18 protein-coding genes and 1 pseudogene are annotated in these 22,622 nt (G+C 69.8%); 13 read left to right on the forward strand and 6 right to left on the reverse strand.

Going from position 1 to position 22,622, the window contains the following annotated elements:
• Positions 1-134 precede the first annotated feature (134 nt).
• The 4 genes from GKS42_RS02840 to GKS42_RS02855 are packed head-to-tail and all read left to right on the forward strand — an operon-like array spanning position 135 to position 5,682.
• Positions 135-1,424: an ABC transporter substrate-binding protein gene (locus GKS42_RS02840; protein ID WP_168217725.1), complete on the forward strand. Its 1,290-nt coding sequence runs from the start codon at positions 135-137 to the stop codon at positions 1,422-1,424.
• Entirely contained in the window at positions 1,411-2,412 is a 1,002-nt protein-coding gene (locus tag GKS42_RS02845) for a carbohydrate ABC transporter permease (protein WP_154792473.1), read from the forward strand. Before GKS42_RS02840 ends, GKS42_RS02845 begins: the two co-directional genes overlap by 14 nt.
• Complete coding sequence (locus tag GKS42_RS02850; protein WP_154792474.1) at positions 2,409-3,311, forward strand: carbohydrate ABC transporter permease; 903 nt, start codon at positions 2,409-2,411, stop codon at positions 3,309-3,311. The genes GKS42_RS02845 and GKS42_RS02850 overlap by 4 nt, the downstream gene beginning before the upstream one ends.
• 43 nt (positions 3,312-3,354) lie before the next feature.
• Positions 3,355-5,682, forward strand: a complete 2,328-nt coding sequence (locus GKS42_RS02855; protein WP_154792475.1) for an FAD-dependent oxidoreductase — start codon at positions 3,355-3,357, stop codon at positions 5,680-5,682.
• Positions 5,683-5,710: 28 nt separating this feature from the next.
• On the opposite strand, the gene GKS42_RS02860 is transcribed toward GKS42_RS02855, so the two are convergent.
• Positions 5,711-6,913: an ABC transporter permease gene (locus tag GKS42_RS02860; RefSeq protein ID WP_154792476.1), complete on the reverse strand. Its 1,203-nt coding sequence runs from the start codon at positions 6,911-6,913 to the stop codon at positions 5,711-5,713.
• A gap of 74 nt (positions 6,914-6,987) precedes the next feature.
• Between GKS42_RS02860 and GKS42_RS02865 the strand changes: the two genes are divergently transcribed.
• From GKS42_RS02865 to GKS42_RS02875, 3 genes are all read left to right on the forward strand, one after another.
• Positions 6,988-7,557 (forward strand): TetR-like C-terminal domain-containing protein, encoded by a 570-nt coding sequence (locus GKS42_RS02865; protein WP_154792477.1) that lies wholly within the window; start codon positions 6,988-6,990, stop codon positions 7,555-7,557.
• A 113-nt stretch (positions 7,558-7,670) separates the two neighbouring features.
• Positions 7,671-8,195 (forward strand): hypothetical protein, encoded by a 525-nt coding sequence (locus GKS42_RS02870; RefSeq protein ID WP_154792478.1) that lies wholly within the window; start codon positions 7,671-7,673, stop codon positions 8,193-8,195.
• 129 nt (positions 8,196-8,324) lie between these two features.
• Entirely contained in the window at positions 8,325-10,079 is a 1,755-nt protein-coding gene (locus GKS42_RS02875; RefSeq protein WP_154792479.1) for a bifunctional lysylphosphatidylglycerol flippase/synthetase MprF, read from the forward strand.
• Here the strand turns inward: GKS42_RS02875 and GKS42_RS02880 are convergent.
• Positions 10,074-11,306: an alpha/beta hydrolase gene (locus GKS42_RS02880; protein WP_154792480.1), complete on the reverse strand. Its 1,233-nt coding sequence runs from the start codon at positions 11,304-11,306 to the stop codon at positions 10,074-10,076. The genes GKS42_RS02875 and GKS42_RS02880 overlap by 6 nt on opposite strands.
• Before the next feature lie 214 nt (positions 11,307-11,520).
• Here GKS42_RS02880 and GKS42_RS02885 point away from each other — a divergent pair, with 214 nt between their 5' ends.
• On the forward strand, positions 11,521-12,444 hold the full coding sequence (locus GKS42_RS02885) for a hypothetical protein (RefSeq protein ID WP_154792481.1): 924 nt from the start codon (positions 11,521-11,523) through the stop codon (positions 12,442-12,444).
• Here the strand turns inward: GKS42_RS02885 and GKS42_RS02890 are convergent.
• On the reverse strand, positions 12,441-13,070 hold the full coding sequence (locus GKS42_RS02890) for a DUF4352 domain-containing protein (RefSeq protein WP_232847893.1): 630 nt from the start codon (positions 13,068-13,070) through the stop codon (positions 12,441-12,443). The genes GKS42_RS02885 and GKS42_RS02890 overlap by 4 nt on opposite strands.
• A 428-nt stretch (positions 13,071-13,498) precedes the next feature.
• Here GKS42_RS02890 and GKS42_RS02895 point away from each other — a divergent pair, with 428 nt between their 5' ends.
• Positions 13,499-14,773, forward strand: coding sequence for a sensor histidine kinase (locus tag GKS42_RS02895; protein WP_154792483.1), 1,275 nt, complete (start codon positions 13,499-13,501; stop codon positions 14,771-14,773).
• A gap of 48 nt (positions 14,774-14,821) precedes the next feature.
• On the opposite strand, the gene GKS42_RS02900 is transcribed toward GKS42_RS02895, so the two are convergent.
• The 3 genes and pseudogenes from GKS42_RS02900 to GKS42_RS02910 all read right to left on the reverse strand — a co-directional run bounded on the left by GKS42_RS02900 (position 14,822) and on the right by GKS42_RS02910 (position 17,632).
• On the reverse strand, positions 14,822-15,421 hold the full coding sequence (locus GKS42_RS02900) for a hypothetical protein (protein ID WP_154792484.1): 600 nt from the start codon (positions 15,419-15,421) through the stop codon (positions 14,822-14,824).
• A 147-nt stretch (positions 15,422-15,568) separates the two neighbouring features.
• The gene (locus tag GKS42_RS02905; protein WP_154792485.1) at positions 15,569-16,342 is read right to left on the reverse strand and encodes a DUF3800 domain-containing protein; all 774 of its coding nucleotides are present in this window, start codon (positions 16,340-16,342) and stop codon (positions 15,569-15,571) included.
• A 328-nt stretch (positions 16,343-16,670) separates the two neighbouring features.
• A pseudogene (locus GKS42_RS02910) lies at positions 16,671-17,632 on the reverse strand (IS481 family transposase).
• Positions 17,633-17,903: 271 nt separating this feature from the next.
• On the opposite strand from GKS42_RS02910, the gene GKS42_RS02915 reads away from it, so the two are divergent.
• From GKS42_RS02915 to GKS42_RS02930, 4 genes are all read left to right on the forward strand, one after another.
• A complete protein-coding gene (locus GKS42_RS02915) occupies positions 17,904-18,980 on the forward strand; it encodes a LacI family DNA-binding transcriptional regulator (protein ID WP_154792486.1) in 1,077 nt (358 codons plus the stop codon).
• A 383-nt stretch (positions 18,981-19,363) separates the two neighbouring features.
• Entirely contained in the window at positions 19,364-20,650 is a 1,287-nt protein-coding gene (locus GKS42_RS02920; protein WP_154792487.1) for an ABC transporter substrate-binding protein, read from the forward strand.
• 74 nt (positions 20,651-20,724) lie between these two features.
• On the forward strand, positions 20,725-21,693 hold the full coding sequence (locus tag GKS42_RS02925) for a carbohydrate ABC transporter permease (RefSeq protein ID WP_154792488.1): 969 nt from the start codon (positions 20,725-20,727) through the stop codon (positions 21,691-21,693).
• 95 nt (positions 21,694-21,788) lie between these two features.
• Entirely contained in the window at positions 21,789-22,607 is an 819-nt protein-coding gene (locus GKS42_RS02930; protein ID WP_232847896.1) for a carbohydrate ABC transporter permease, read from the forward strand.
• The last annotated feature ends 15 nt before the right edge of the window (positions 22,608-22,622 follow it).

Below are 22,622 nucleotides of genomic sequence, written 5' to 3' on the forward strand. Positions count from 1 at the left end.
CCCTATACGCGTAGCCGAGGCTCTGCGCGCCGTTCGAACCGGTGCAATCGCGCCTTGACAGGCCCATCTGCCTTCGTGCCACACTCGTCTAACGTTGTACTGCTTGTCATCGAAGCCAGGCCATAGGAGAAACCGTGAAATCCACTCGGCGCACGCACCGCCATGCTCCGCTGATCGCCCTCACCACCTGCGCCGCCCTCACGCTCGCCGCGTGCGGCATCGGCGGCGGGCCCGAGGATCCCGGTGGCGGGGCAGCCGACCCGTCGGCCCCGATCCGCGCCGCCTGGTGGGGTGAGGACAACCAGAACCAGGCCCTCGACGCCGCCATCACCGCGTTCACCGAGGCCGGCGGGCCGGCGGTCACCGTCGAGCCGCAGCCCTGGGACGGCTACTGGGACAAACTCGCCACGCAGGTCGCCGGGCGGGACATCCCCGACGTCGTGATGCAGGCCGCGAGTCAGCTCCCCACCTACGCCGGCCGGGACGCCCTGCTCGACCTCTCCGAGGTGGACCTCGACCTGAGCGGCCTCGACGACGGCATCCGCGACTTCGGTGCGATCGGTGACCAGACCTTCGGCGTTGTCGCCGCGACGAACGCGACCGGCTTCGTCACGAACGCCGATCTGCTCGGTGAGCTGGGCGTCGCCGCTCCCGAGGGGGAGTGGACCTGGGCCGACCTCGTCACGTTCGCGAACGAGGTGCACACCGCAAGCGGCGGCGAGGCCTGGGGAGTCCAGGACGGCAGCGGCGACATGATCCTGTTCATCCTCTACGTGCGCGACAGCGGACGAGAGTTCTACAACGACGACGGAGCGATCAACGCCACGCCCGACGACCTTCGCAACTGGTTCCAGCTGTGGGCGGACCTGCGCGAGAGCGGTGCCGTCCCGCCCGCGGAGGCCACCGCCGAGGCCAGCGGCAACCTGCCGGGCAGCCCGCTGGCCACCGGCCGGGCCGCCGCGAGCTTCGCCTGGACCCAGGACTACGTCGCACTCCAGTCGGTCACCGACGCGGCGCTCGACATCGCTCTGCCGCCGTACAACGCCGAGAGCCCCAGCCTCTGGATCAACGCTGCCAGCCTCTGGTCCATCTCGGCGTGGTCGGAGAACCCGCAGGGGTCTGCCGACCTGATCGACCACCTGGTCAACGACCCCGACGCGATCGAGACGCTCGGTGTCTCGCTGGGCATCCCGCCCACGGCGGCCGCCCGCGAGCAGCTGGTGGACGTGGTCAGCGACGAGGAGCGCCCGGCGGTCGAGTACATGGACCTCGTCGCGGAGAACTCGCGTCCACTGAACCGGCTCTGGCCCGACGGCTTCGCGGACTCCCGCACCCTCTTCGGTCAGCTGGGCGAGTCGGTGGCGTTCGGCGACATGACGATCGACGAGGCCTTGGATGCGTTCTTCGCCGATGCTGAAGGCTGAGACGACGGCGGCCGCCAGGTCCGCAGCGCCGGTGCGGCCGGGCGGTGCGGCACTCTCGGGGGGCGCGGTCCGCGGCCGCGCCCCCAAGCCCCGGCGCTCGCCCCGCCGGCGCGGCGAGGCTCGGGCCGGCTACCTCTTCCTGCTGCCGTGGTTCATCGGCCTGGTGGGGCTCGTGCTCGGCCCGATGCTGGTCTCGGCGTACCTGTCCTTCACCGAGTACGACCTGTTCCACGACCCGGTCTGGGTGGGCCTGGACAACTACCGCACCATGTTCACCGACGACCCGCGCTACCTCCAGTCGCTGCGGGTGACGTTCACGTACGTGGTCGCCTCCGTGCCGTTGCGGCTCGCCGTCGCGCTGGGGCTGGCGCTGCTGATGAACCGGACGGTGCGCGGCATGTCGTTCTACCGGGCGGTGCTCTACCTGCCCTCGCTGCTCGGCGGGAGCGTCGCCATCGCCGTACTGTGGCGCCAGCTCTTCGGCGGCGAGGGGGCGGTGAACCAGATCCTCGCGCTCGTCGGCATCGACGGGCCGAGCTGGATCTCCTCGCCGGACACCTCGCTGCTCACGATCATCGTGCTGGCGGTCTGGCAGTTCGGCTCACCGATGGTGATCTTCCTCGCCGGCCTGCGCCAGATCCCGCAGGAGGTACTGGAGGCGGCCACCGTCGACGGCGCCGGCGCGGTGCGGCGCTTCTTCTCCGTGGTCCTGCCGCTGCTCACGCCGCTGGTGTTCTTCAACGTGATCATGCAGACCATCGTCGCGTTCCAGGCGTTCACGCCGTCGTTCATCATCTCCAACGGCACCGGTGGCCCGGTGGACTCGACCTTGTTCTACACGCTCTACCTCTACATCAAGGGATTCGGGGAGTTCGAGATGGGCTACGCCTCGGCCATGGCCTGGGTGCTCGTCGCGATCATCGCGGTGTTCACGGCCGTCAACTTCCTCGGCGCCCGCCGCTGGGTGTACTACGGGGACGAGTCATGACGGCGCCGACCGCCGAGCGTGCCACTGACCGCCGGCGCGGGGTGCCGCCGCAGCCGCGCCCGACCAGGCGAACGCCGTTGCGGACGATCGCCTGGCACGGGCTGATGGTGCTGGTCTGCGTCGTCTCGATCTATCCGCTGCTGTGGATGGCGCGCAGCTCGGTGGTGCCGGAGAGCGAGATCTTCTCGAGCCCCTCGGTGATCCCGAGCGGCATCGACCTCTCGAACTACCCCGCGGGCTGGGTCGCGAACCCACCCGGATTCGGGCAGTTCATGCTGAACTCGTTCGTCATCTGCGTCGGTGCCGTGCTCGGCAACCTGATCGCCTGCACCCTGGCCGCCTACGCGTTCGCCCGGCTGCGGTTCCCCCTGAAGAAGCTGTGGTTCGCGGTCATGCTCGGCACGATGATGCTGCCCGGGCACGTCACCCTGATCCCGCAGTACGCCCTGTTCTCCGCCATCGACTGGGTGGGCACCTATCTGCCGCTGATCGTGCCGAAGTTCCTGGCGACGGACGCCTTCTTCATCTTCCTGCTCATCCAGTTCATGCGGGGCATCCCGCGCGAGCTCGACGAGGCCGCGGAGATCGACGGCGCCGGGCGCTGGCGCACGTTCCGCTCGGTGATGCTCCCGCTCACCGTGCCGGCCCTGGCCACCACGGCGGTGTTCACCTTCATCTGGACCTACGAGGACTTCCTCGGGCCGCTGATCTACCTCAGCGACCTCAACGACTACCCGGTGCCGCTCGGGCTGCGCATGTTCGTCAACGCGATGGGGAACTCCTCCTACGGTCAGCTCTTCGCGATGTCGCTGCTGTCCCTGCTGCCGGTCTTCATCACCTTCCTGCTCTTCCAACGCAAGCTCATCCAGGGCATCGCCACGACCGGGCTCAAGGGATGAACCCGGTCCGCCCGTCCACCACCACATCAGTTGAGGAATCCACGTGAACACCCGTCAGGAAACGTTCCAGGTCGTCGTCTGCGGCGGCGGGCTCGCCGGCGTCAGCGCCGCCGTCGCCGCTGCTCGCCTCGGCCTCTCGACAGTGCTCGTCCAGGACCGTCCGGTCCTCGGCGGCAACAGCTCCTCCGAGGTGCGGGTGGTCCCCCGCGGCTCCGCGAACTACCACGGCTACGCCAGGGAGACCGGGATCATCGGGGACCTGCTCGAGCAGGAACGCCTGCTCAACCACGAGGAGATCTTCGAGAACGGCTTCACCAACAGCGTCTGGGACCTGACCATGTACGACCTGGTCGAGCGGACCCCCGGGCTCGAGCTGCGGCTGAACACCGCCGTGCGTGAGGTGAGCGTCGGCGGTGACGGCCGGATCGACGCCGTCGTCGGCTACACGGCCAGCGCCGAGACGGAGACGACCTTCCGCGGCGAGGTGTTCGTGGACTGCACCGGCGACGGCGTGGTCGCCGCGCTCGCCGGCGCCCCGTGGCGGATGGGGACCGAGGCGCGAGCCGAGTTCGACGAACCGCACGCCCCGCTCGAGGCCTCCGACGACGTGATGGGCAACTCCATCCACATCAAGACGAAGGACGTCGGTCACCCGGTGGACTTCACGCTCCCGGAGTGGGCCGTCAGCTACGACGACGCCGCATTCTTCTACAAGGGCGGCCGCAGGCCGTCGACGCTGAAGGGCGGGTACTGGTGGATCGAGATCGGGGTGCCGTGGCACACCATCTACGACGCGGAGACGATCCGGCACGAGCTGACCCGGCACGCCCTCGGCGTGTGGGACTGGGTCAAGAACAAGGACCCCCAGCTGCGCGACCGGGCGCGCACCTTCGCCCTGGACTGGATCGGCCAGGTGCCGGGGAAGCGGGAGAGCCGGCGGATCATGGGCCAGCACCTTCTCACCGAGGGCGACCTGACCCGGCCCGAGCCGTTCGAGGACGAGATCGCCTTCGGCGGCTGGAACATCGACCTGCACACCCCCGGCGGGCTGCTCGCCGCCACGAGCGAGCCGACGGCCGCGGAAGGGCACGAGACCACCGCACCGGCCGCCGTCGCCGCCTACGTCGGCCCGTTCGGGGTCCCGCTCCGCTCACTGATCGCGCTCGACGTCCCGAACCTGTTGATGGCCGGCCGCAACGTCTCCGCCACGCACGTCGCCCTCGGTTCCGTCCGGGTGCAGGCGACGACGGCGATCATGGGCCAGGCCGCCGGCACCGCGGCCGCCGTCGCCATCCGGGACGGCGTACCCGTGCACGAGGTCGCCACCCGCTCGATCGAGGTGATCCAGCAGCGACTGCTGCGCGACGGGGCGTTCCTGCCGAGTGTGCGCAACACCGATGCCTCGGACCTGGCCCGGCAGGCCACGGTCAGCGCCTCCTCCAGCGCCCTCGCCTACGGGGCGGGACCGGAGTCGGTGGGCGTGGCCGGCGGGCTCGCCGACCACTCCCGGCGCACCGGCGACGTGTTGGCCGACGTGCGCGGCCAGTGGATCGCCGTCGAGGTGGGTGCCGGCGCACCGGGTCTGCGGAAGGTCTCCGTGTGCCTGACGAACACCTCCACCGAGACCCGCACGCTCGCCGCGCGGCTGCGGGCCGTGGACCACATCTGGGACTACCGCATCGACGACGCGCCGGTCCTGGCGAAGACGGACCTGGAGGTGCCGCCGGGGGAGCGCGTCTGGGTGTCCTGGGAGGTGGACCTGTCCGCGCAGGACCTGCCGGAGGGGGTGGCCGGCGACGTGCGCTACGTCCGCCTCGACCTCGACGCCGACCCGGAGATCTCCTGGCACCGGGCCGGCACGGTTGTGCCGGGCTGCCTCTCGGGGGTGCGGATCGGCTCGGGCCGGATGCGCCGGTACCTGGACGCGATCACCCTGTCGCACCGGATCGACCCGCCGCAGTCCACCTACCCGGCGTCCGAGGTGCTCACCGGGGTCACCCGGCCGCACGGCTCGACGAACCTCTGGCGCTCCGACCCGGCGCAGGTCCTGGACCAATGGCTCGAGCTGGCCTGGGACACCCCGCAGCGGATCGGCCGGGTCGAGCTGACCTTCGCGGGCAGCCTGCTGCGCGAGTACGACAGGTACCCGCCCGGATACCGGGACCCGCAGGCCGCCAGGTCCTACTCGATCGAGGTCGCGGACGGCGATGGCGACCTGCGCCGGGTGCTCACCATCGACGAGAACGCGAGCCGCCGGCGCCAGCACGACCTGCCGGAGCCGGAGCTCGTGACCCGGCTGCGGCTCGTGGTGCACGCGACGAACGGCGACCCTTCGGCCGCCGTCGCCGAGGTTCGGTGCTACGCGCCGTAGCAGCCGAGCGAGGGCCCCGTGCCGCGGTTCAGACCGCGGCCGGGGTCCGCTCCAGTTCGCGGTGTTCGCCAGGCCCGACGGCGGTGATCGCCTCGTGCGTGGGCGTGCGGCGGGCGCCGTGGTCGGGTGCGTCGTCGCTGATCGCGACGGCCGAGACGTGCTTGGCCGGGTGGGCGTTGCCGGGACGGTTCGCCAGCGTGTGCCGGAGCATGCCCAGCAGCGCCGCGACCACCCCGATGACGGCCCAGATGCTGAGGGCGACCAGCGGGCCGCCGATCCCGTTCGCGTCGAAGTACTCGATGTCACGGAGCAGTTCGAGGCCCCACGTCTGCGGGACGATGTAGCGCACGACCTGGAAGAAGTCGTTGAGCATGTGCAGGCCGAACGGGCCGCCGGACGCGGAGTTGCCGAGCAGGACGAACAGCGCCGAGACCACGCCGCCGACGATGGTGCCGCCGAGGGAGGCGATGCCGGTGACGGCGCCGCTCACCGCGAGGCAGTAGAACGCCAGGGCCCCGAAGTACGCCCAGCCGTGCTGTCCGGTGATGCCGTCGAAGAGTTGGGTCGCGTAGAAGGACGCCCCAGCGGCAAGGGCGGTGGACAGGACGATGAGGACGCCGGCGCGGGTGAGGAACTCCGCCGCCGTGCGGATCGGGCCGAGGACCCTGCCGATGATGGTCGCGCCGAAGGAGGCGCCGAGAGTGAGGAAGATGACGAGGTAGAACTCCAACGTCCCGTTCGGGTTGTTCTCCGAGGGCGGCGCGAGGTCGACCACGCTGTTCGTGGTGCCCAACTGCTCGGCGACCTGGTCGCCGAGCGCGCCGGCGGCGAGGGCCAGCATCCTGCTGGCGCCGGTGGCGACGTAGGTGGTGACCTCGCCACCCTCGGCACCGGGGATCACGAGGGCCGCCTCGGCGTCCCGGTCGAGGACCTGCTCCTGGGCGGCGGCGGCGTCCGCGACGACCGTGACTTCGAGCGTGTCGTTCTGGAGCAGACCGACGATCGCGTCGGCGTTCCCGGCGACCGCGATGGGCACGTTGTTGACCGTCGGATTCGCGAGCGCCTCGGAGTAGCTGACGACCATCCCCATGATGAAGATCCAGCCGGCGATCAGCACGGCGGCGACGGTGATCGCCTTCTTGCGGCGCCCGACGCCCTCCCGGCTGGGCCGGTCGATGGCCGTCCTCTCTCGGTCGTGCAGCTGTCGGGTCTGCGTTTCGGTCTCGTTCATTGCTCTCCACGTTCGGTACATCCTGGCCTGTAGGTAACAACTGTAACCTACTGCACGTCGGGTAACATGGTGATATGGCTCTCCGAGATCCCCGAGTGGTGCGCACGCGACGAGCGATCATCGACGCCGCCCGTGCTGCGTTGCTGGACGGTGACGTGGAGCGCCTGACGCTCTCCGACATCGCCGGACGGGCCGGATACAGCCGCCGGGCGGCTCACGCGAACTTCATCGATCTGCACGGCATCATCCGGGCCGTGACGCTGGACGCCCTGGAACTGCCGGAGGGCGACGCCGAGCGGATGACCGCTCCCCTGGCCCCCGACGAACTCCGGAGCCGCATCCTGCAGGTGCTCGTCCGGATCGACGCCGAGCGGGACGTGCTGTTGCGGATCGCGCAGCTCCCCTCGCAGCCCGGCCTGACCGACGCGTTGCGCGACGTGGTCGACGAGATCTTCGACCGCAGCAGAATCGGCATGGGCCTTGGCTCGGCCGACGACATCCACGCCGCCTTCCTCGTCGGCGGCTGCATCAACGTGCTGCGGGGCTGGATCGAAGAATCGCTCAGCGGCACACCGGAGCAACTCGCGGACACGGCGACCGCCCTCATCGCCGTCATCGGCGCCAGAACGTCGAACGGCGCCTGAGCGCCGGTACCGGCGGGGACCAGTGCCGCTTCGGTTCAGGACCACACGCCGTGCCAGACTGCTGCCCGGCGCGCGCCACCGAAGAGCCGCACCCCACCACGAGAGGCATGTCGATGGTTCCCGAAGACCTCGCCGTTTGGCGCCGCCTGCAGGATCAGGGCAACTCGAACCCCTGGTCGGAGGGCCTGCGCCTGCTGGCCGACGATGAGCAGCCGCCGGCGCTGGACACCAGTTACCTGACCGCCGAGGACCTCACGAATCCGGACATCGCCGCCAACGTCCGGGCGATCGCGGAGACAGCCGCGCTGATCACCTGGGTCGCCCAGGACGAGGACGAGGGCCAGGCGTTCGGCTACTGGCATGGTCCGAACGACCTTCCGATCGCCGCGGCACCGATCGTCAGCTTCGACACCGAGGGCCAGTTCCACCTCCTCCGGGGCACCAGCCTCAGCGAGGCCCTGACCGACGAGTACGGCCAGTGGGCCGACGGCGGTTATGCCGGCCTGGCTGCGCAGTGTCGGGCCCAGGGCGTGCCGATCAGCGCCGACGATCCCGACGACCTCCCGGAGCCGACGGTGTCGCCGACCCCGGCGGAGCACCAGGTCGCCCGCTACCGTGAGTTGCTCGCGGGCAGCTGACCCGGAACCCAGTCCCGCCCGGGTCTGATCCATGGCGCGTACATTTCTGACTATGAGACTCCGCGCACCGCTGCACGTCCGTACCGGCTGACCTCGACCGACGGCACGCCGGGCACAGGAGCATGAGCCATGGCACCCGAGGCGAGGCGGCCCGGGCAGGTGCGGGTCGACCGGTCGCGGTGGCCGGCTCGCGGGATCGGCGCGTCTCAGTGGCTGCGCCACGACCGCTCCCGGCGGGTGGCCACGTACGCGGTGGTCGTGCTCGCGGTCCTTGGGCTGCTCTCGGCGGCATCGGCTCCGCTGCGTGGGCGGGTGCGCATCCTGCTCGAGGTCGTCCCCCTCGTGGTGCCGGAGACGGCGGCGCTGACGCTCATCTTCGTCTCGTTCGCGTTGCTGCTCACCGCGCGCGGTCTTCGCCGCGGCCACCGGCTCGGCTGGGTCGCTGCCGAGGCGTTGCTGGTCACTTCCGTGGTGCTGCACCTGAGCAAGGGCCTGGACATCGAGGAGGCCGCGCTCGCTGCTGGCGGTGCGGTGTGGCTCGCCCTCAACCACCGGGCGTTCCCCGTGTTGGCGAGCCGTGCGGCGCTCACCCGGGCGGCGTTGGTCGGGATCGGCGGTGTGGCCGTCACGCTGGCGGTCTCGCTCGGGCTGGCGGTCCGGTTCGGAACCATCGACGCGAGCGACCTCGACGAGTCGGCGCGGGCGGTCCTGCTTCGTCTCGGCGGGTGGAGCGACATCCCGCTCCCGTTCATGGGCGCCTTCGCGGGCCCGATCCTCACCGCCGTCGGGCTGGGTCTGCTCGGCAGCGTGCTGTGGCTCCTGCTCTCGCCGGTGGCCTCGGCGCCGCTGGTGGGGGAGGCGCATCGGCAGGAGCGCGAACATGCCCGGGCCGTGGTCTCCCGCTACGGCGGTGGCAGCCTCGACTACTTCGCGTTGCGGGATGACAAGCAGTGGTTCTTCACGGGCCACAGCGTCGTCGCGCACGCGGTCCGGGGTGCGGTGTGCGTCGTCTCCCCGGACCCGATCGGGCCGCCGGAGGAGCGCGCCGAGGTGTGGGCCGAACTCACCGCCCACGCCGAGCGGCACGGCTGGTCCGTCACGGTGCTCGGAGCGGCGCAGGAGTGGCTGAGCATCTACGAGTCCAGCGGGCTGCGCTCGTTCTACCTCGGCGACGAGGCGATCGTGGACTGTGCCACGTTCGACCTGACCGACAGCGCACTGAAGAGCCTGCGCCGCGCCCACCGGCGCGTGGTCGCCGCCGGCTTCACGGTCTCGTTCCTCGACCCGGCCGCGCTCGACGGCGCCGCGCGTGCCGAGCTGGTCGAGGTCGCGGTCCGTAGCCGGCAGGGTGAGGCCGAGCACGGCTTCTCGATGACCCTCTCCAGGCTCTTCGACCCGGCCGACCTCGGCCTGGTGCTCGCCGTCGCCCGAGACGGCGCCGGCCAGGTGCAGGCGTTCATCCAGTGGGTGCCCGCTCCCCGGCTGCCGGGCTGGTCGCTGGACACCATGCGGCGGAGCCCGACCGAGGGCATCCCGAACGGTGTGATGGACTTCCTGGTGATCGAGTCCATCCGCCACCTCGCCGCCCAGGGTGGGGCATCGGTGGCTCTGAACTTCGCGGTGCTGCACAGCGTGGTCGCGGGGGACAGTGACGCACGGACGAGCCGGCTCGCCCGCAGCGTCCTGCGCCGCGCCTCGAGCCGGATGCAGATCGAGTCGCTCTGGCGGTTCAACGCCAAGTACCAACCGCGGTGGGTACCCCGCTACGCCGCCGTCGGGTCCATGGACCTGCTCGCGGCCCAGGGGCTGGCGATCGCCGACGTCGAGGGTCTCACCGGGCTGCCGGTGGTCGGGCGCTTCCTCGGTCACCCGCCACCGTCATGAGCCCGGTGGTGCACCGGGAGTCGGCGGGGTGCCGCGCAGGTGCGCCGACGCGAACGTGAGGGCGTACGGCAGACCGTCCCGCACCTCGGCCCAGTTGTGGCCGTGCCCCCTGGCGATGCGGAAGTACACGGTCTGACCCCGGTCGGCGAGCTGGCGTGCGAGGTCGCGGACGGCGCCGACGTCGGAGGTCCGTTCCCCGACGTCGAGGTAGACCGGCAGCCTGGACGGCAGCGGCAGGTGCGGCAGGTAGCTGCTCGGGGTGTGCGCGGCGATCACCTCGGGGTCGTCACCGAGGGCCGCGGGCCCGGCGCTGCCGGGGTCGCCGTAGCCCTCGAACACCAGCGAGAGTCCCCAGGTGTCCAGGTGGCGCAGGCCCTGGTCGAGGGCGCAGAACCCGCCCATCGACATGCCGCCCAGGCCGCGGGCGGTCCGGTCGGCGATGGTGGGCAGGGTGCGGTCGACGAACGGGATGACGGTCCGGTAGAGCCAGGTCTCGATCTGTGGGCCGTCCCGCCAGTTGAGGCACTCGGTGTCCTTGGAAGGTCCGCCGTTGGCGTCGATGGAGACGAGGATCATCGGCCGGACCAGGTGGGCGTGCAGCAGGACGTCCATCGCCCGGTCCACCAGGGCCGCGGCAAACCAGTCCGCCGAGGTTCCGGGCGTCCCGTGGATGAGGTAGATGGCCGGATAGCGGACCGGGGACGCCGTCTCGACCCCAGGTGGCAGGTACACCCAGGCGGTGCTCGGCGGCACCTCGAGCTCGAGGTCGCCGGGGACGGTGACCGTGTACACCGTGCCCCGCGACGGCGGTCCGTGCAGCAGTGCGACGCGCCGGCCGGTCCGGCTCATCGGGTGCCGTGGCTGGAGCTCGGTGCTCTCGTGCCGCGGTCGGCGGAAGCCATGGGTGCCCAGGCGCAGGCCCGCGGCGGCGGTCGGTACGTAGCCGGCCAGCGCGTTGGCGACCAGCGCTCCCGACGCCACGAGCAGACCGGCGGCGGCGCCGATCGGGAGCACGGCGGAGGACGCCGTCAGGCCGTGTGAACCGCTGCGAAACTCCCGGGCGACCCGCAGGACCAGGGCACCTGCCGCCGTCGTGCAGGCAATGCCGACGGGGAGCACCACCCGCCAGGAACTCAGCCACACCACCTCGTGGAAGCGCCGGATCACGGCGGCCGGGACCTGGACGTCGACGTCGACCGTCGTGGGCGGGTCGTGGGCGCGGTCCATGGGTGGGTCCTCTCCGGGAACCACGATAGAACCGCCGGCACCGCGGCGCCCGGCCTTGCCCGGCACCGTGCCAGACTGCTCCCCGGCGCACGCCGCCGAAGAGCTGCACCGCCACCCCGAGAGGCATGTCGATGGTTCCCGAAGATCTCGCCGTTCGGCGCCGCCAGCAGGATGAGCGAGTTGCTCGCAGGCAGCTGATCCGGGGCGCAGCCGAATGACCGACGAGATCGTCGTGGCCACGCCGGAGCAGGTGATCGCCGTGGTCGAGCAGATGGTCGACCTGCCGTGGCCGGACGGCGACGAGTGGCTCGAATGGGAGCTCGACGGGCTCGAGGGGCAGACCAACTTCCTCATGCGCTTGCTCCCACTGGCGGCCACCTCGGACGCGGCCGCACTTGCGTCCTTCACCTCGGCCCTCGTCGTCGCGGCGAACCGGCGCTGGGGCGCCCGTCGCTACTTCGACGCGACACGTTTCACCGACGACAGACATACGGACCCGGCGTCCTACGACCGGCGCAGTGCGCCCGCGAGCCTGGTGCGATCACTCGGTGCGGACACCGCCGCGTGGTGGCCGCTCGGCAGTGACGCCGTGGTCCTTGCCGACAGCTCCGGGGCCGCGCTCAAGCAGAGCAAGGCGGCGGTATTCGTGCTGCCGGCGCAGTGGCTGGCCGGACCGGGAGCCGAGGAGGACGCGCTGAGGTTCCCGCTCGTCGCGGACTTCCTCTCCGGCGAGAAGGACCGAATTCTGCATGCCTTGTGGGAGGTCGTGCCGACCCGTGACCCCGAGGTCCTGGCGCCGCTGGCGCGCGCCTTGCCCGCCATCGAAAAGGCGACTGCGAACGTGGAACTCGGCGGCATGCTCGCGTCCAACAGCGCCAACCTCGAGCACGCCCTCGACCGGATCGAGTTCTTCGGCAAGGGCGATTGCCTTTGCGCCGCCTACCCCTCGCACCAGTTCTACGACCCTGCCAGGGAGGTACGCCGGGGGCACATCCGGATCGTGGAGACGGTCCCCAGCGATTGGCAAAGGGTGCCAGACCGCATCTGCGAGTGTCGCGACTGCGGCAAGCGGTTCCAGGTCGAGGAGGGGGAGTACCACTACACCTGGTGGAAGTGGACCGAGGCCGGAACCTCCTAGGCAGCGGTGAACCCGAGCCGCCCGTCGCGACCCGGGTCCACCGGTTCAGGGGCCGGACAGCCCGGCGCCACCTCCACGCCACCCGAAAGGAACGAGTCGTGCAACTCGAGCGTGGTCGGGATGGCGTCGGCCGGGATGACGAACACGATCGTGCCGTCCACCGTGTTGCCCGGGTTGATCTCGGTGACGAACGTGTCGTTGCCCTCGATCCAGATCCCGGCCGCGAACTCGCGCCCGGCGGCGTCGAAGAGCTGCTGGTCGCCGTCGGAGAAGTACTGCGGCGTCTCGCCGATGTTCGTGACGGTCAGGTGCACCAGGACGAACTGACCCTGCGCCCGCTCGTTGAAGTACTCGCTGCCGACCTCGCTCACGCCGGTCTCGATGCTGGTCACGACGAACTCGAACTTGCCGTCCCGCACCGCGGCGCCGACGCCGGGCAGCGCCTCCTCAACCGCGGGCTCGACGGCGGCCGGTTCCGTCGCGGCCGGTGCGGCCGGCTCTCCTGCGTCCCCGGCCGGAGCCTCGGGCTCGACAACGGCCGGCGCCTGGGTGGTCGGCGCGTCGCCCGGGGCGGACGGCTGCAACCCGCCGCCGTTCACGGCGTTGATCACGATGCCGAGCAGCACGACGGCGCCGATCCCGGTCAGGATCTTGTGCCGCGCGAACCAGCTGCGCTTCTTCGGCTCGACCGGCGGCGGGACCGGGGCGCCCGGCTCGTAACCGGCCGAGCCCAGGTCCGCCCGGCCCGGCCCGGCCGTACCCGGCCGGCCGTACCCGGCGGCACCGTACCCGCCCGGCTGGGCGCCGCCGTCGGGCGTGGAGTAGGAGACGGCGCCCTGCGGCGCCTAGGGCGGCTGGGGCGTCTGGCCGCCGGGGTCGTTGGTGCTGATCGGAACCTCCAGGTTCGGGGAATGACCACAGCCAACGCCGTCGGGCAGCATCGCCACATCCACCGAACGCCTCGAGCCGGCTGGCCGATCGGGGGAGGGGCGGCCCGTCGATCCTGACCGATCGATGGAGCCCGAATGCCCCCGCCGGGCCCTACGGTGCGGATGTGCAGACAACGCCCGCCCGACGGCGCCGCGCCCCCTGGTGGAGGACGGCCCTGCTGATCGTGACGGCGTTCTGTGCCTCGATCACGAGTGTGGTGTTCTCCGACTGGGGTCACGGGCCGTCCGGCGAATACTTCGGGGTGGCGCTCGGACTGTTCTTCGCCTCGATCGCCGTTCCCGCGCTACTCGCGTGGCGCCACCGGGCGCCGTTCCTGGTCACGCTGGTCGCTGCGGGCGTCGCGGTGGTGCTACCGGTCGGGACGTCGACCGCGTTGTTCGCCCTGGTCTCGCTGGTGGCCTGCCGATCCGGGTCGCGCGTGTGGTGGACGGCGGGCGCGGTGGGCGTCGCAACCATGATGACGGCCATCCGGGACGTGCTTGCCGAGACGATGGCCGAGTCGTTCCCGAAGACGATGCTGGGGCCGACCGGCGTGCCACCGGAGACGCCGGTCGAGCTGAGCTGGTGGTTCGTGCCGCTGGCCGTGGCGTTGCCGCTGGGCCCGGCGATCAGGCTCGGCCTCGTGCTGCGGGCACGCCGGCATTCCCGGGCCGCGGACCGGCGTGCCGAGGAGGCCGTTGGCGACAGTGCTCGCCTCGGCGACGAGTTCGCCCGCCAGGTGGAGCGCGAACGGATCGCCCGCGAGGTCCATGACGCGCTGGGCCACCGGCTGTCCCTGCTGAGCCTGCACGCCGGGGCGCTCGAGGTGAACGCGCAGGACGACGACGAGCTTGCCCGCAGTGCCGCGCTCGTGCGAGCCAGCGTCGGGCAGTCCGTGGCGGACCTGCATTCGCTGCTGTGCGTGCTGCGCCAGGACCCGGGTGTCGACCACGCGCTGCCCAAGCCGTCCCTGGTGGACCCGCCGGCCGTGATCGACGAGACCGTCCGCACCGGTGTGCCGGTGAGCGCCACCGTCGACCTGGACCAGGCCGAAGCTGCGGACCCGGCCCTGGCCCGCGCCGTCGACCGGATCGTGCAGGAACTGCTCACGAACGCCCGCAAGCACGCACCGGGGGCAGCAGATCCGCCTCGCTGTCACCGGCGGTCCGAGCAACGGCGTCAGCATCGACGCGCGCAACCCCTAATCTGCCCACGCCGGCCGGCGGCGCGGCGGGCCGGGGTCTGCAGGGCATCGCCGAGCGCGTCGAACTGCTCGGTGGTCGCCTCCAATACGGGGTGGACGATGGCGGAGCCACCTTCCGCGTCACGGTCACCCTGCCGTGGCGGCAGGTCGGGTAGGCGGAATTACGCCAGCACTGCCAGGGCCCCCTCTTGGTGATCCTTGGCGAAGCACTCGGGAATCTCCCGCGCAGGAGTTTCAGACTCCCTAAGCTGGCGGCACGGGACCGAGTGGGCGACGACGCTCACCTTCTGGCGCGCCTGGCACGTGCTCGGTGTTCTCGGCACGGTACACGCCACCGTTGTTGTACCTGGCCCAGCGACGGCCGTGGACGTCGGTGAACTCAACCCAGCACGGCATGGCGACCGTCTGCCATGTGTACGACCTCGTGGCCTCACCTCCCGGCGCGAGTTCCGCCCAGTCGTCCAGCATCAGAGGGGCGCCGCTCCCGGAGACGCCTTCAGTCCATGCTGAGACATCGTGGACAGGGTCGTCGCTGCGGTTTGCGACGTACACGATCGCCTGATCCTCAGTGCGCGTGCCGCGACTCTGAGTCATGTCTTGGAGCACGACCGGCTCACTCTCGTTCCATACGCCGACTCGGCGCACACTCGCTTCCATCTCGGCACGCTCGCGCTGCTCCGCCTGTTGTGCTTGGGAACGGAGTTGATTGTCTAGCGCCACCTGCGCCCGTTTGCGGTCGACACGCTCCCGGATGCGCTCACGTCGCTCCAGCATGTATAGCCCTGCGGGCACTACCGCCGCCGCGATGGTCCCAATCGCCGTTGCGATGCCCCAGCCGTCCATGGCCAGAGCATAGAGCGGGGACACGCCACCCGTACGGCATCGGCGCAGAGCCAACACGTGTACTGTCCGAGACAAGTGCTGAACCTCGCCCTACTGGCTTGGCTAGGCGCTTCCCGCCCCCCTCTCGCCACCGGCGACAGGGGGGCTTTAGCGTGTGCGGAGGACCACGCCAGGCACTGAGCCGTTCAAGCTCCACATGTTGACCTCTGACTTTGTGGCCGAACCGATGTGGCTCCACATGCTCTGTGGAACGACAGCCGCCACCCCCGCACCGGGGCGCTGGTAACTTCGCCATCCGGCGTAGGCAACGAGGTCGGCCAGTTGGATGAAGTAGGAGTGGTGAGATGTCCGCGGAACGGGGTCTTCGAGAATCCTGTCTGCCTTGAACTGGATGCCCCCACCGCCCTCCATCCGGCCGGCCGTGAGGTATCGCCGTGCCCTGCGAACCAATGCCCTAACTGCGTCGTTCTCGCCGTTGTCGTGCGCGAGCAGCATCGTCCGGCCCTGCTTCGAGCAGCTGCGCTCAAGCCGCTGAAGGACCATCTCCCACGTCCCGTCGAAGCATGACTTGCCGCGCCAGCCGGTTTTGGCCTTGTCGGTGACCACCGCGAACGCCTCGGCAGGCAGCGTAGACAGCAGCTGCATGTGGGTCTGATAGATGTAGTTGCGCTGACTGGGCGCCAGCCCCAGCCCCCGCAGTGGACCGCTGTCCCGGATGAGGTAGTTTGCCTTGAGTTCGGCGCGCAGCGGGATGCCGAACGTCGTGCGCACCTGTCGGCGGAAGGCCACGAGGCTGTCGAACACGGATGGCCAGACATCCAAGTCGATGATCACGCATCCAAGCGCGTAGCAGCTGGAGGCCCCGCGCAGTTGGGGGTTGCCGGTGTCCCCCGTTTCATCGATGTAGGCGATGTACGTCACACGCCGACGATAGGCGCAAGGGGTGACGCCGCACCGGGCTTTCGCCTAGTGGGCACAGCAGAAGACTCCGGCCTGCCGTCAATTCGTTGTGATGGTCGTCCGAGTGGCCTTGGTCAGGAACGTCGTGGGGCAGGGTGCCGGCCAGGCGAGCGAGGACGCCGTGGTGCTCGCGCACCTGGCCGACGGCGACCTGTCCGCCTACACGGCCGCCCAGCTGTAGCGGACCGCCGACGTCGTGCGCCGCTCGATGCAGATCTGCCGTGAACCGCGCTGCGCAACCCTGTCGCCGTGGCCGTGCGGGACTAGGTGTACCCGGCCATCAGGTTGGTCACAGGCGGCTGGTCGGTGGGAGTCCGCCGAGTGCGCTGCGGCGTCGGACAGTGTTGTAGATCTCCAACCATGGTGCAAGGGCGGCTTCGCGGTCGGCGTTGCTGGCGAAGGGGGTGGCGGTAGGCCCACTCGCTGGCGAGGGTTCGGTTGAATCGCTCGACCTTGCCGTTCTGCCATGGGCAGTGGGGCTTGATGTAGATCTGTCGGATGCTCAGATCGGCACAGACTGTGCGCAGTGACCAGGGGTATTCCCAGGCGTTGTCGGTCATCAGCGCTTCGATCCGGGTGATGCCGCGGTCGGCGAAGTAGGCGGCTGCGCGGGCCAGGAAGTTAGCGCAGGTCGGGCCCTTCTCGTCCGGCAGGATCTGGCGAGTAGGCGAGCCGGGAGTGGTCATCGACGAGGCTGTGGACGTAGTCGTAGCCGATCGGGGTCTTGGCGGTGCGTGCCTGATGGTTCACGCGTGTCTGGCCTCGAGCACGCCAGCCGCCGCCGTCAGGGATCTTGCCGAGTTTCTTGACGTCCATGTGGACGAGCTCGCCAGGCTTGTCGCGTTCATAGCGCACCGCGGTGGACTTCGAGGAGCGGATCACCTCACCAGTCATCGGATCGCACTCACGCAGGTACGGGACGTCGTGGCGACGCAGAATCCTTGACGATGTCCGGGCCGGCACCCCGGCCTTGGCACTGAGCACATCGGGTCCCTCACGATGCGCAGCGCGTGCAGCCAGGACCTCCTGCTCGACCTTCTCACTGGTCCTGGTGGGCATCGTGTGTGGCCGCGACGAGCGCGTGAGCAGGCCTTCCTCGCCATCGGTGGCGTAACGGTCGATCCAGGTCCTCACACACTTGCGCGAGACACCCATCGCGGCAGCGATGTGGGCTTGTGGCCAGCCCGCTTGATGGCGTTGAACAACCAGCCGACGACCATGGACAGTGAGTCGAGCACTATCGTGGGACACGAGAACCTCCGGGTTGGAGTGGGCCCTAGACAAGCCACATCCCACCCGGAGGTTCTCCTTCGTTCAACCAGACTCGCCGCTACCAACGTCCTGGCCGGGTACAACTAGGCGCTGTCGCTGGCGACGCGGCTGCGGCCCGATCTGATGCTGCGCTCGATGGACGAGATCCTTCGGTGGCGCCCGCCCACCAGGTGAGGCTCGGTCGGTCGAGTAGCTCGGCGTCGCGCGGCTCACCGGACTCAGACCGATTGCGACGTGCCACGATGTCACCATGCCCGCCACGATGCGCGACGTCGCGAAGCTTGCCGGGGTGTCGGTGAAGACGGTCTCCAACGTCGTCAACGACACCTACCCCTACATTCGCCCTGAGACGCGCGCACGGGTCGAGGCCGCGATGGAGGATCTCGACTACCGCCTCAACGTCACGGCCCGGAAACTGCGTACGAATCGAACCAACCTCATCGGCCTCGCCCTGCCCGAACTGCGCCTGCCGTACTTCGCCGAACTCGCCGACGAGGTGATCCGCAAGGCCGCGGACGTCGGGCTCAAGGTGATCGTCGAGCAGGTCGAGGCCTCCGAGCACGTGGCGGTCGAGAGCCTGGTCGGGTCGCACACCCACCTGGTGGACGGCGCGATCGTGGCACCCGTGGGACACGGCGACGTCCTCTCGAGGTCCGCTCCGCCCGGCTTCCCCGTCGTGGTCCTCGGCGACCACCGCATCAGCGACGAGGTGGACCAGGTGTTCCTCGCCAACGCGCGTGGCGCTGAGCTCGTCGTCGAGCACCTCATCTCGCGGGGTGCTCGCCGGATCGTGGCTCTCGGTGCCGATCCGGGCGTGGCCGTCGGGACCGCGGGCGAACGCACCCGGGGGTATCTGAACACCATGGAGCGCCACGGGATCCTGCCGGACGACCGGCTCATCCGCTCCACCGACGGCTGGAGCAAGGCGGCCGGCGCCGCCGTGATCCGAGACCTTGCCGCCGAGGGGGTCGAGTTCGACGCCGTGTTCGGCTTCAATGACACGCTCGCCCTCGGTGCGCTGGCCGAGCTGCTCCGTGGTGGCACCCGGGTGCCCGAGGACGTGCAGGTGATGGGCTTCGACGACATCGATGACGCGCAGTACAGCGTGCCCGCGCTCAGCACGGTGGCGGTGGACCGTGCCCAGCTGGCCGAGCTGGCCGTCGGCATCCTGGTGCGCAGGTTACGAGCGGAAGCCGACGGCGCACCCCGCCGCGACGCCGCGGCGCCCGCCGGGGAGAAGGTGCGGTCGGGCGACGCCGCGGGAGCAGCCGTACGTGATGCCATCGAGGTGCCCCCACGGCTGGTCCTGCGCGGCTCCACTCGGTGACGGACGCGCCCCGGCTCGCAGCAACGGGGCGCAACCCGGGGCGCGGGCCTGGCCCGGTGCCTCGCGGGTGTCTGACCGCAGATCCGGGATTGACCTGGACCGCAATCTGCGCATACGCTCGTAGTACAACGGTGTACTACGAGCCTGACGAAGGGTGGCGAACGCGATGATGCGTCCAGACGTGGTGGTGATCCTCGCCGACGGCCACCCCGGCTCCGCGGTGGCGCCGGCCGCCGCGAACGACTCTTGGTCGGCTTGCGTCGAAGCGATCCCAAGGGACTGGATCCTGGCTCCCGCTCGCTGATCGGCGACCGGCTCCGAACCTGTAGAGCCACGCAGTAATACACCGATGTACTACCGCACAATTCCCAGAGGAGAGTCAGATGATGCCCACCACCCCACAACTCCGCCGCCCGGGAGTGCTCATCGCCGCGGGCGCCGCCGTCGCACTGACGCTCGCAGCCTGCTCCGGCGGCGCCGATCCCGGCGGTGACGGTGGCACCACCACCGTCACCATCTGGCACGGCTTCACCGAGGCCGATGGTGACGTGGTCGCCCAGCTCGCGGAGGACTTCAACGCAGCACAGGACGACTACGAGGTCACCATCGAGGTCATTCCGTGGAACGTCATCACGGACAAGTTGCTCCCCGCCATCTCTGCCGGGAACGGCCCGGACCTCGTGGTCCAACCGGCTGACGCGGGGGAGGGCTACGTGAACCAGGGCGTCTTCGTCCCGATGGACGATTTCTACGCGGATCCCGAGAACGAGACCGACACCTACTACCCGCACGTGGTCGACTACGCCACCTTCGACGGCACCCACTACGCGGTCCCGATGGCCTACGGCCCGTTCTCCGTCTGGTACAACACCGAGATGTTCGCGGCGGCGGGCATCACCGAGGAGAACTTCCCCACCACGTGGGAGGAGTGGATCGCCCTCGCCGAGCAACTCACGGTGGATTCCAACGGTGACGGCACGCCGGAGATCTACGGCCTGGCCCTGGCGGACGCGGACGGCAGTTTCCTGCCGAGTTTCATCCAGGCCGGTGGCGGCTCGGTCTACACCGACGGCGAGGTCACCCTGGACAGCCCGCAGAACGTCGAGACCCTGCAGTGGTGGCAGGACGCCTATGAGGGCGGCTGGGGCCCGACCAACGTCACCCTGCCCGAGGCCGTCGATCTGTTCAAGGCCGGCAAGGCGGCCATGACCGTGATCGGCCCGTGGATCATCACCGGCGCCGAGAGCGTCGGGCTGGACATCGACGTCTTCGAGATGCCGGCCGGTCCGGACGGCATCGTGACGCAGGCGGCTGCCAACTACTGGTGGCTGACATCCCAGGCCGATGACGGCGCCACCGCTGGGGCAGAGGCCTTCCTGCGGTACTACAACTCCCACGACGCACAGGTGCTCTGGGCGGAGCAGTCCTTCTACCCGCCCAACCGGACCGACATCGCCGCGGACGCGATCGCCGATACACCGTTCGTCGGCACGATGATCGCGCACACCGAGAACGCCTACATCCGGCTGTACGGCATTCCCGGTGGACTCACCGACGTCAATGCCGAACTCTCGGCGCTGAACACCACCGTCAGCCAGGGCGGCGACGTCGCTGTCGCCACCACCGAGACGTCGGCAGCGATCACGGAGATCCTCTCCAGGTTCGAGTAGCCCCGGTCCACCCCTGGTGCCGGGCCGCCGCGTGTGTGGCCGGCCCGGCACTCGGAGCCACCCTTGGAGACCTCATGACCAGCACTGCTGCCGGCCCTACCTACCGAGCGCCCAGACGCCTCGGTGGCGGCGGGCCGCGCCAGGACAACTCGCGCCAGATCGCCACCCGTGAGCGTGGCCGGACGCTGCGCGCGACGGTGTTCCTCGCCCCGGCGCTCGCGGTGATCATCGCGTTCGTCTTCGTCCCGGCGGTCCTCGCTCTTCGACTGTCCTTCACCGATGCCAGCGGGTTCGGTGAGGCGTCGTGGATCGGACTGGAGAACTACGTCACCGTGTTCTCCGATCCGGCCACCGTGCGGGCGATCGTGAACACGATCCTCTACGCGGCGATGTATGGCCCGCTGGTGATCGCCGTGGGGCTTTGCGCCGCCCTGCTGCTGAACCGGAAGGACGTGCCACTGCGAGGCTTCTTCCGCACCATCATCTTCCTGCCGTTCATCATCTCGATGGCGGTCGCATCCCTGGCCTGGGCGTTCCTGCTCGACCCCAACCTCGGCCTGATCCCTTACTGGCTCGGTGGTCTCGGGATCCGGATGGGTGACGTCTTCGCGTCGACGACGTGGGCGTTGCCCGCCGTGACCGCGGTGGCCATCTGGAAGAGTTTCGGGTACTTCATGGTGATCTTCCTGGCCGGTCTGCAGGGGATCCCGCGCTACCTCTACGAGGCGGCGATCCTGGACGGCGCGGGTGCCTGGCGCCAGTTCCGCGCCGTCACGCTGCCGGGCCTGCGGAGCACGATGACGTTCGTGATCGTGTTCGCGATCATCGGTGCCTTCCAGGCGTTCGACCAGATCTACATCATGACCCAGGGCGGGCCGGACCGGGCAACGGAGACGATCGTCTACCGCATCTACACCGACGGGTTCCGAGACTTCCGGATGGGCTTCGCATCGGCGCTCTCCTACGTCCTACTCGCGATCACCCTGCTGCTCGGCCTGATCCAACTGCGGGTCGGCACCAAGCGTGAGAGGGACCTGGAGTGAGCGCCATGACAACCACGACGGCGTCATCGGCTCAGGCGACCACCCTCGCCTCACGGACGCCTCGCCGAGGCGGCAGCGGCGCGCAAGCGACTCGCGTGTTACGCCAGTCCGGGGTGGTCGCCGGACTCCTCGTGTTCGCCGCACTCACGTCCCTGCCGGTGTTGGTGGTGGTGCTCGGAGCGTTCTCCCCGGAGTCGGACGTGCTCTCCTGGCCGCCGAACTTCATCCCCTCGCGCTTCACCCTGGAGAACTTCGAAGGCCTGACCGCCCGGGTCCCCGTCCTCCTGCAGTCCTCGAACTCGCTCGTGTTCGCCGGTGTGGTGACCGCGTCGGCCCTGGTGTTGAACTCCCTGGCCGCCTATGCCCTGGCACGGATCGAGTTCCGCGGCAGGATCGCCATCTTCACGGTGCTCATCGCGATCATGATGGTTCCGTTCCAGGCACTGCTGGTGCCCATCTACCAGATGGTCTCGGCGCTCGGTTGGGTGAACACACTGGCCGGTCTGGTGATCCCGCGGGCGGCCGACGTCGCTGGGATCTTCCTGCTCCGGCAGTTCTTCATCACGCTTCCGCGGGACCTGGACTCCGCCGCCAGGATCGACGGTGCCGGCGAGCTGCGGGTCTTCTGGTCGATCGTCCTGCCGAACGCCAAACCCGCGCTGCTGACGATGGCGTTGTTCCACTTCGTCGGGAACTGGAACGACCTGCTCTGGCCGCTGATCATGACCAGCGACTCCAGCGTGCGCCCGCTCACCGCCGGCCTGGCGCTGCTCACCGGATCTGCCACCGGGGTGGCCCCGTACGGGGTGATGATGGCCGGCTCGCTGGTCGCCATCGCGCCGCTCGTCGTGCTCTATCTCATCGTCCAGCGGCGCTTCATCGAAGGGGTCGCGATGACCGGGATGAAGGGCTGAACCAGCTGCACCCGG

Source organism: Occultella kanbiaonis (assembly GCF_009708215.1).
GTDB lineage: Bacteria > Actinomycetota > Actinomycetes > Actinomycetales > Beutenbergiaceae > Occultella > Occultella kanbiaonis.

What these genes read in the sequence shown, in the direction of transcription:
- GKS42_RS02875 (WP_154792479.1), top strand. Translation starts at nt 8,325, where the DNA reads ATGGCACCCGAGGCGAGGCGGCCCGGGCAGGTGCGGGTCGACCGGTCG.
- GKS42_RS02865 (WP_154792477.1), top strand. Translation starts at nt 6,988, where the DNA reads ATGGCTCTCCGAGATCCCCGAGTGGTGCGCACGCGACGAGCGATCATC.
- GKS42_RS02900 (WP_154792484.1), bottom strand. Translation starts at nt 15,421, where the DNA reads ATGGACGGCTGGGGCATCGCAACGGCGATTGGGACCATCGCGGCGGCG.
- GKS42_RS02920 (WP_154792487.1), top strand. Translation starts at nt 19,364, where the DNA reads ATGATGCCCACCACCCCACAACTCCGCCGCCCGGGAGTGCTCATCGCC.
- GKS42_RS02925 (WP_154792488.1), top strand. Translation starts at nt 20,725, where the DNA reads ATGACCAGCACTGCTGCCGGCCCTACCTACCGAGCGCCCAGACGCCTC.
- GKS42_RS02860 (WP_154792476.1), bottom strand. Translation starts at nt 6,913, where the DNA reads ATGAACGAGACCGAAACGCAGACCCGACAGCTGCACGACCGAGAGAGG.
- GKS42_RS02915 (WP_154792486.1), top strand. Translation starts at nt 17,904, where the DNA reads ATGCCCGCCACGATGCGCGACGTCGCGAAGCTTGCCGGGGTGTCGGTG.
- GKS42_RS02885 (WP_154792481.1), top strand. Translation starts at nt 11,521, where the DNA reads ATGACCGACGAGATCGTCGTGGCCACGCCGGAGCAGGTGATCGCCGTG.
- GKS42_RS02845 (WP_154792473.1), top strand. Translation starts at nt 1,411, where the DNA reads ATGCTGAAGGCTGAGACGACGGCGGCCGCCAGGTCCGCAGCGCCGGTG.
- GKS42_RS02880 (WP_154792480.1), bottom strand. Translation starts at nt 11,306, where the DNA reads ATGGACCGCGCCCACGACCCGCCCACGACGGTCGACGTCGACGTCCAG.
- GKS42_RS02850 (WP_154792474.1), top strand. Translation starts at nt 2,409, where the DNA reads ATGACGGCGCCGACCGCCGAGCGTGCCACTGACCGCCGGCGCGGGGTG.
- GKS42_RS02870 (WP_154792478.1), top strand. Translation starts at nt 7,671, where the DNA reads ATGGTTCCCGAAGACCTCGCCGTTTGGCGCCGCCTGCAGGATCAGGGC.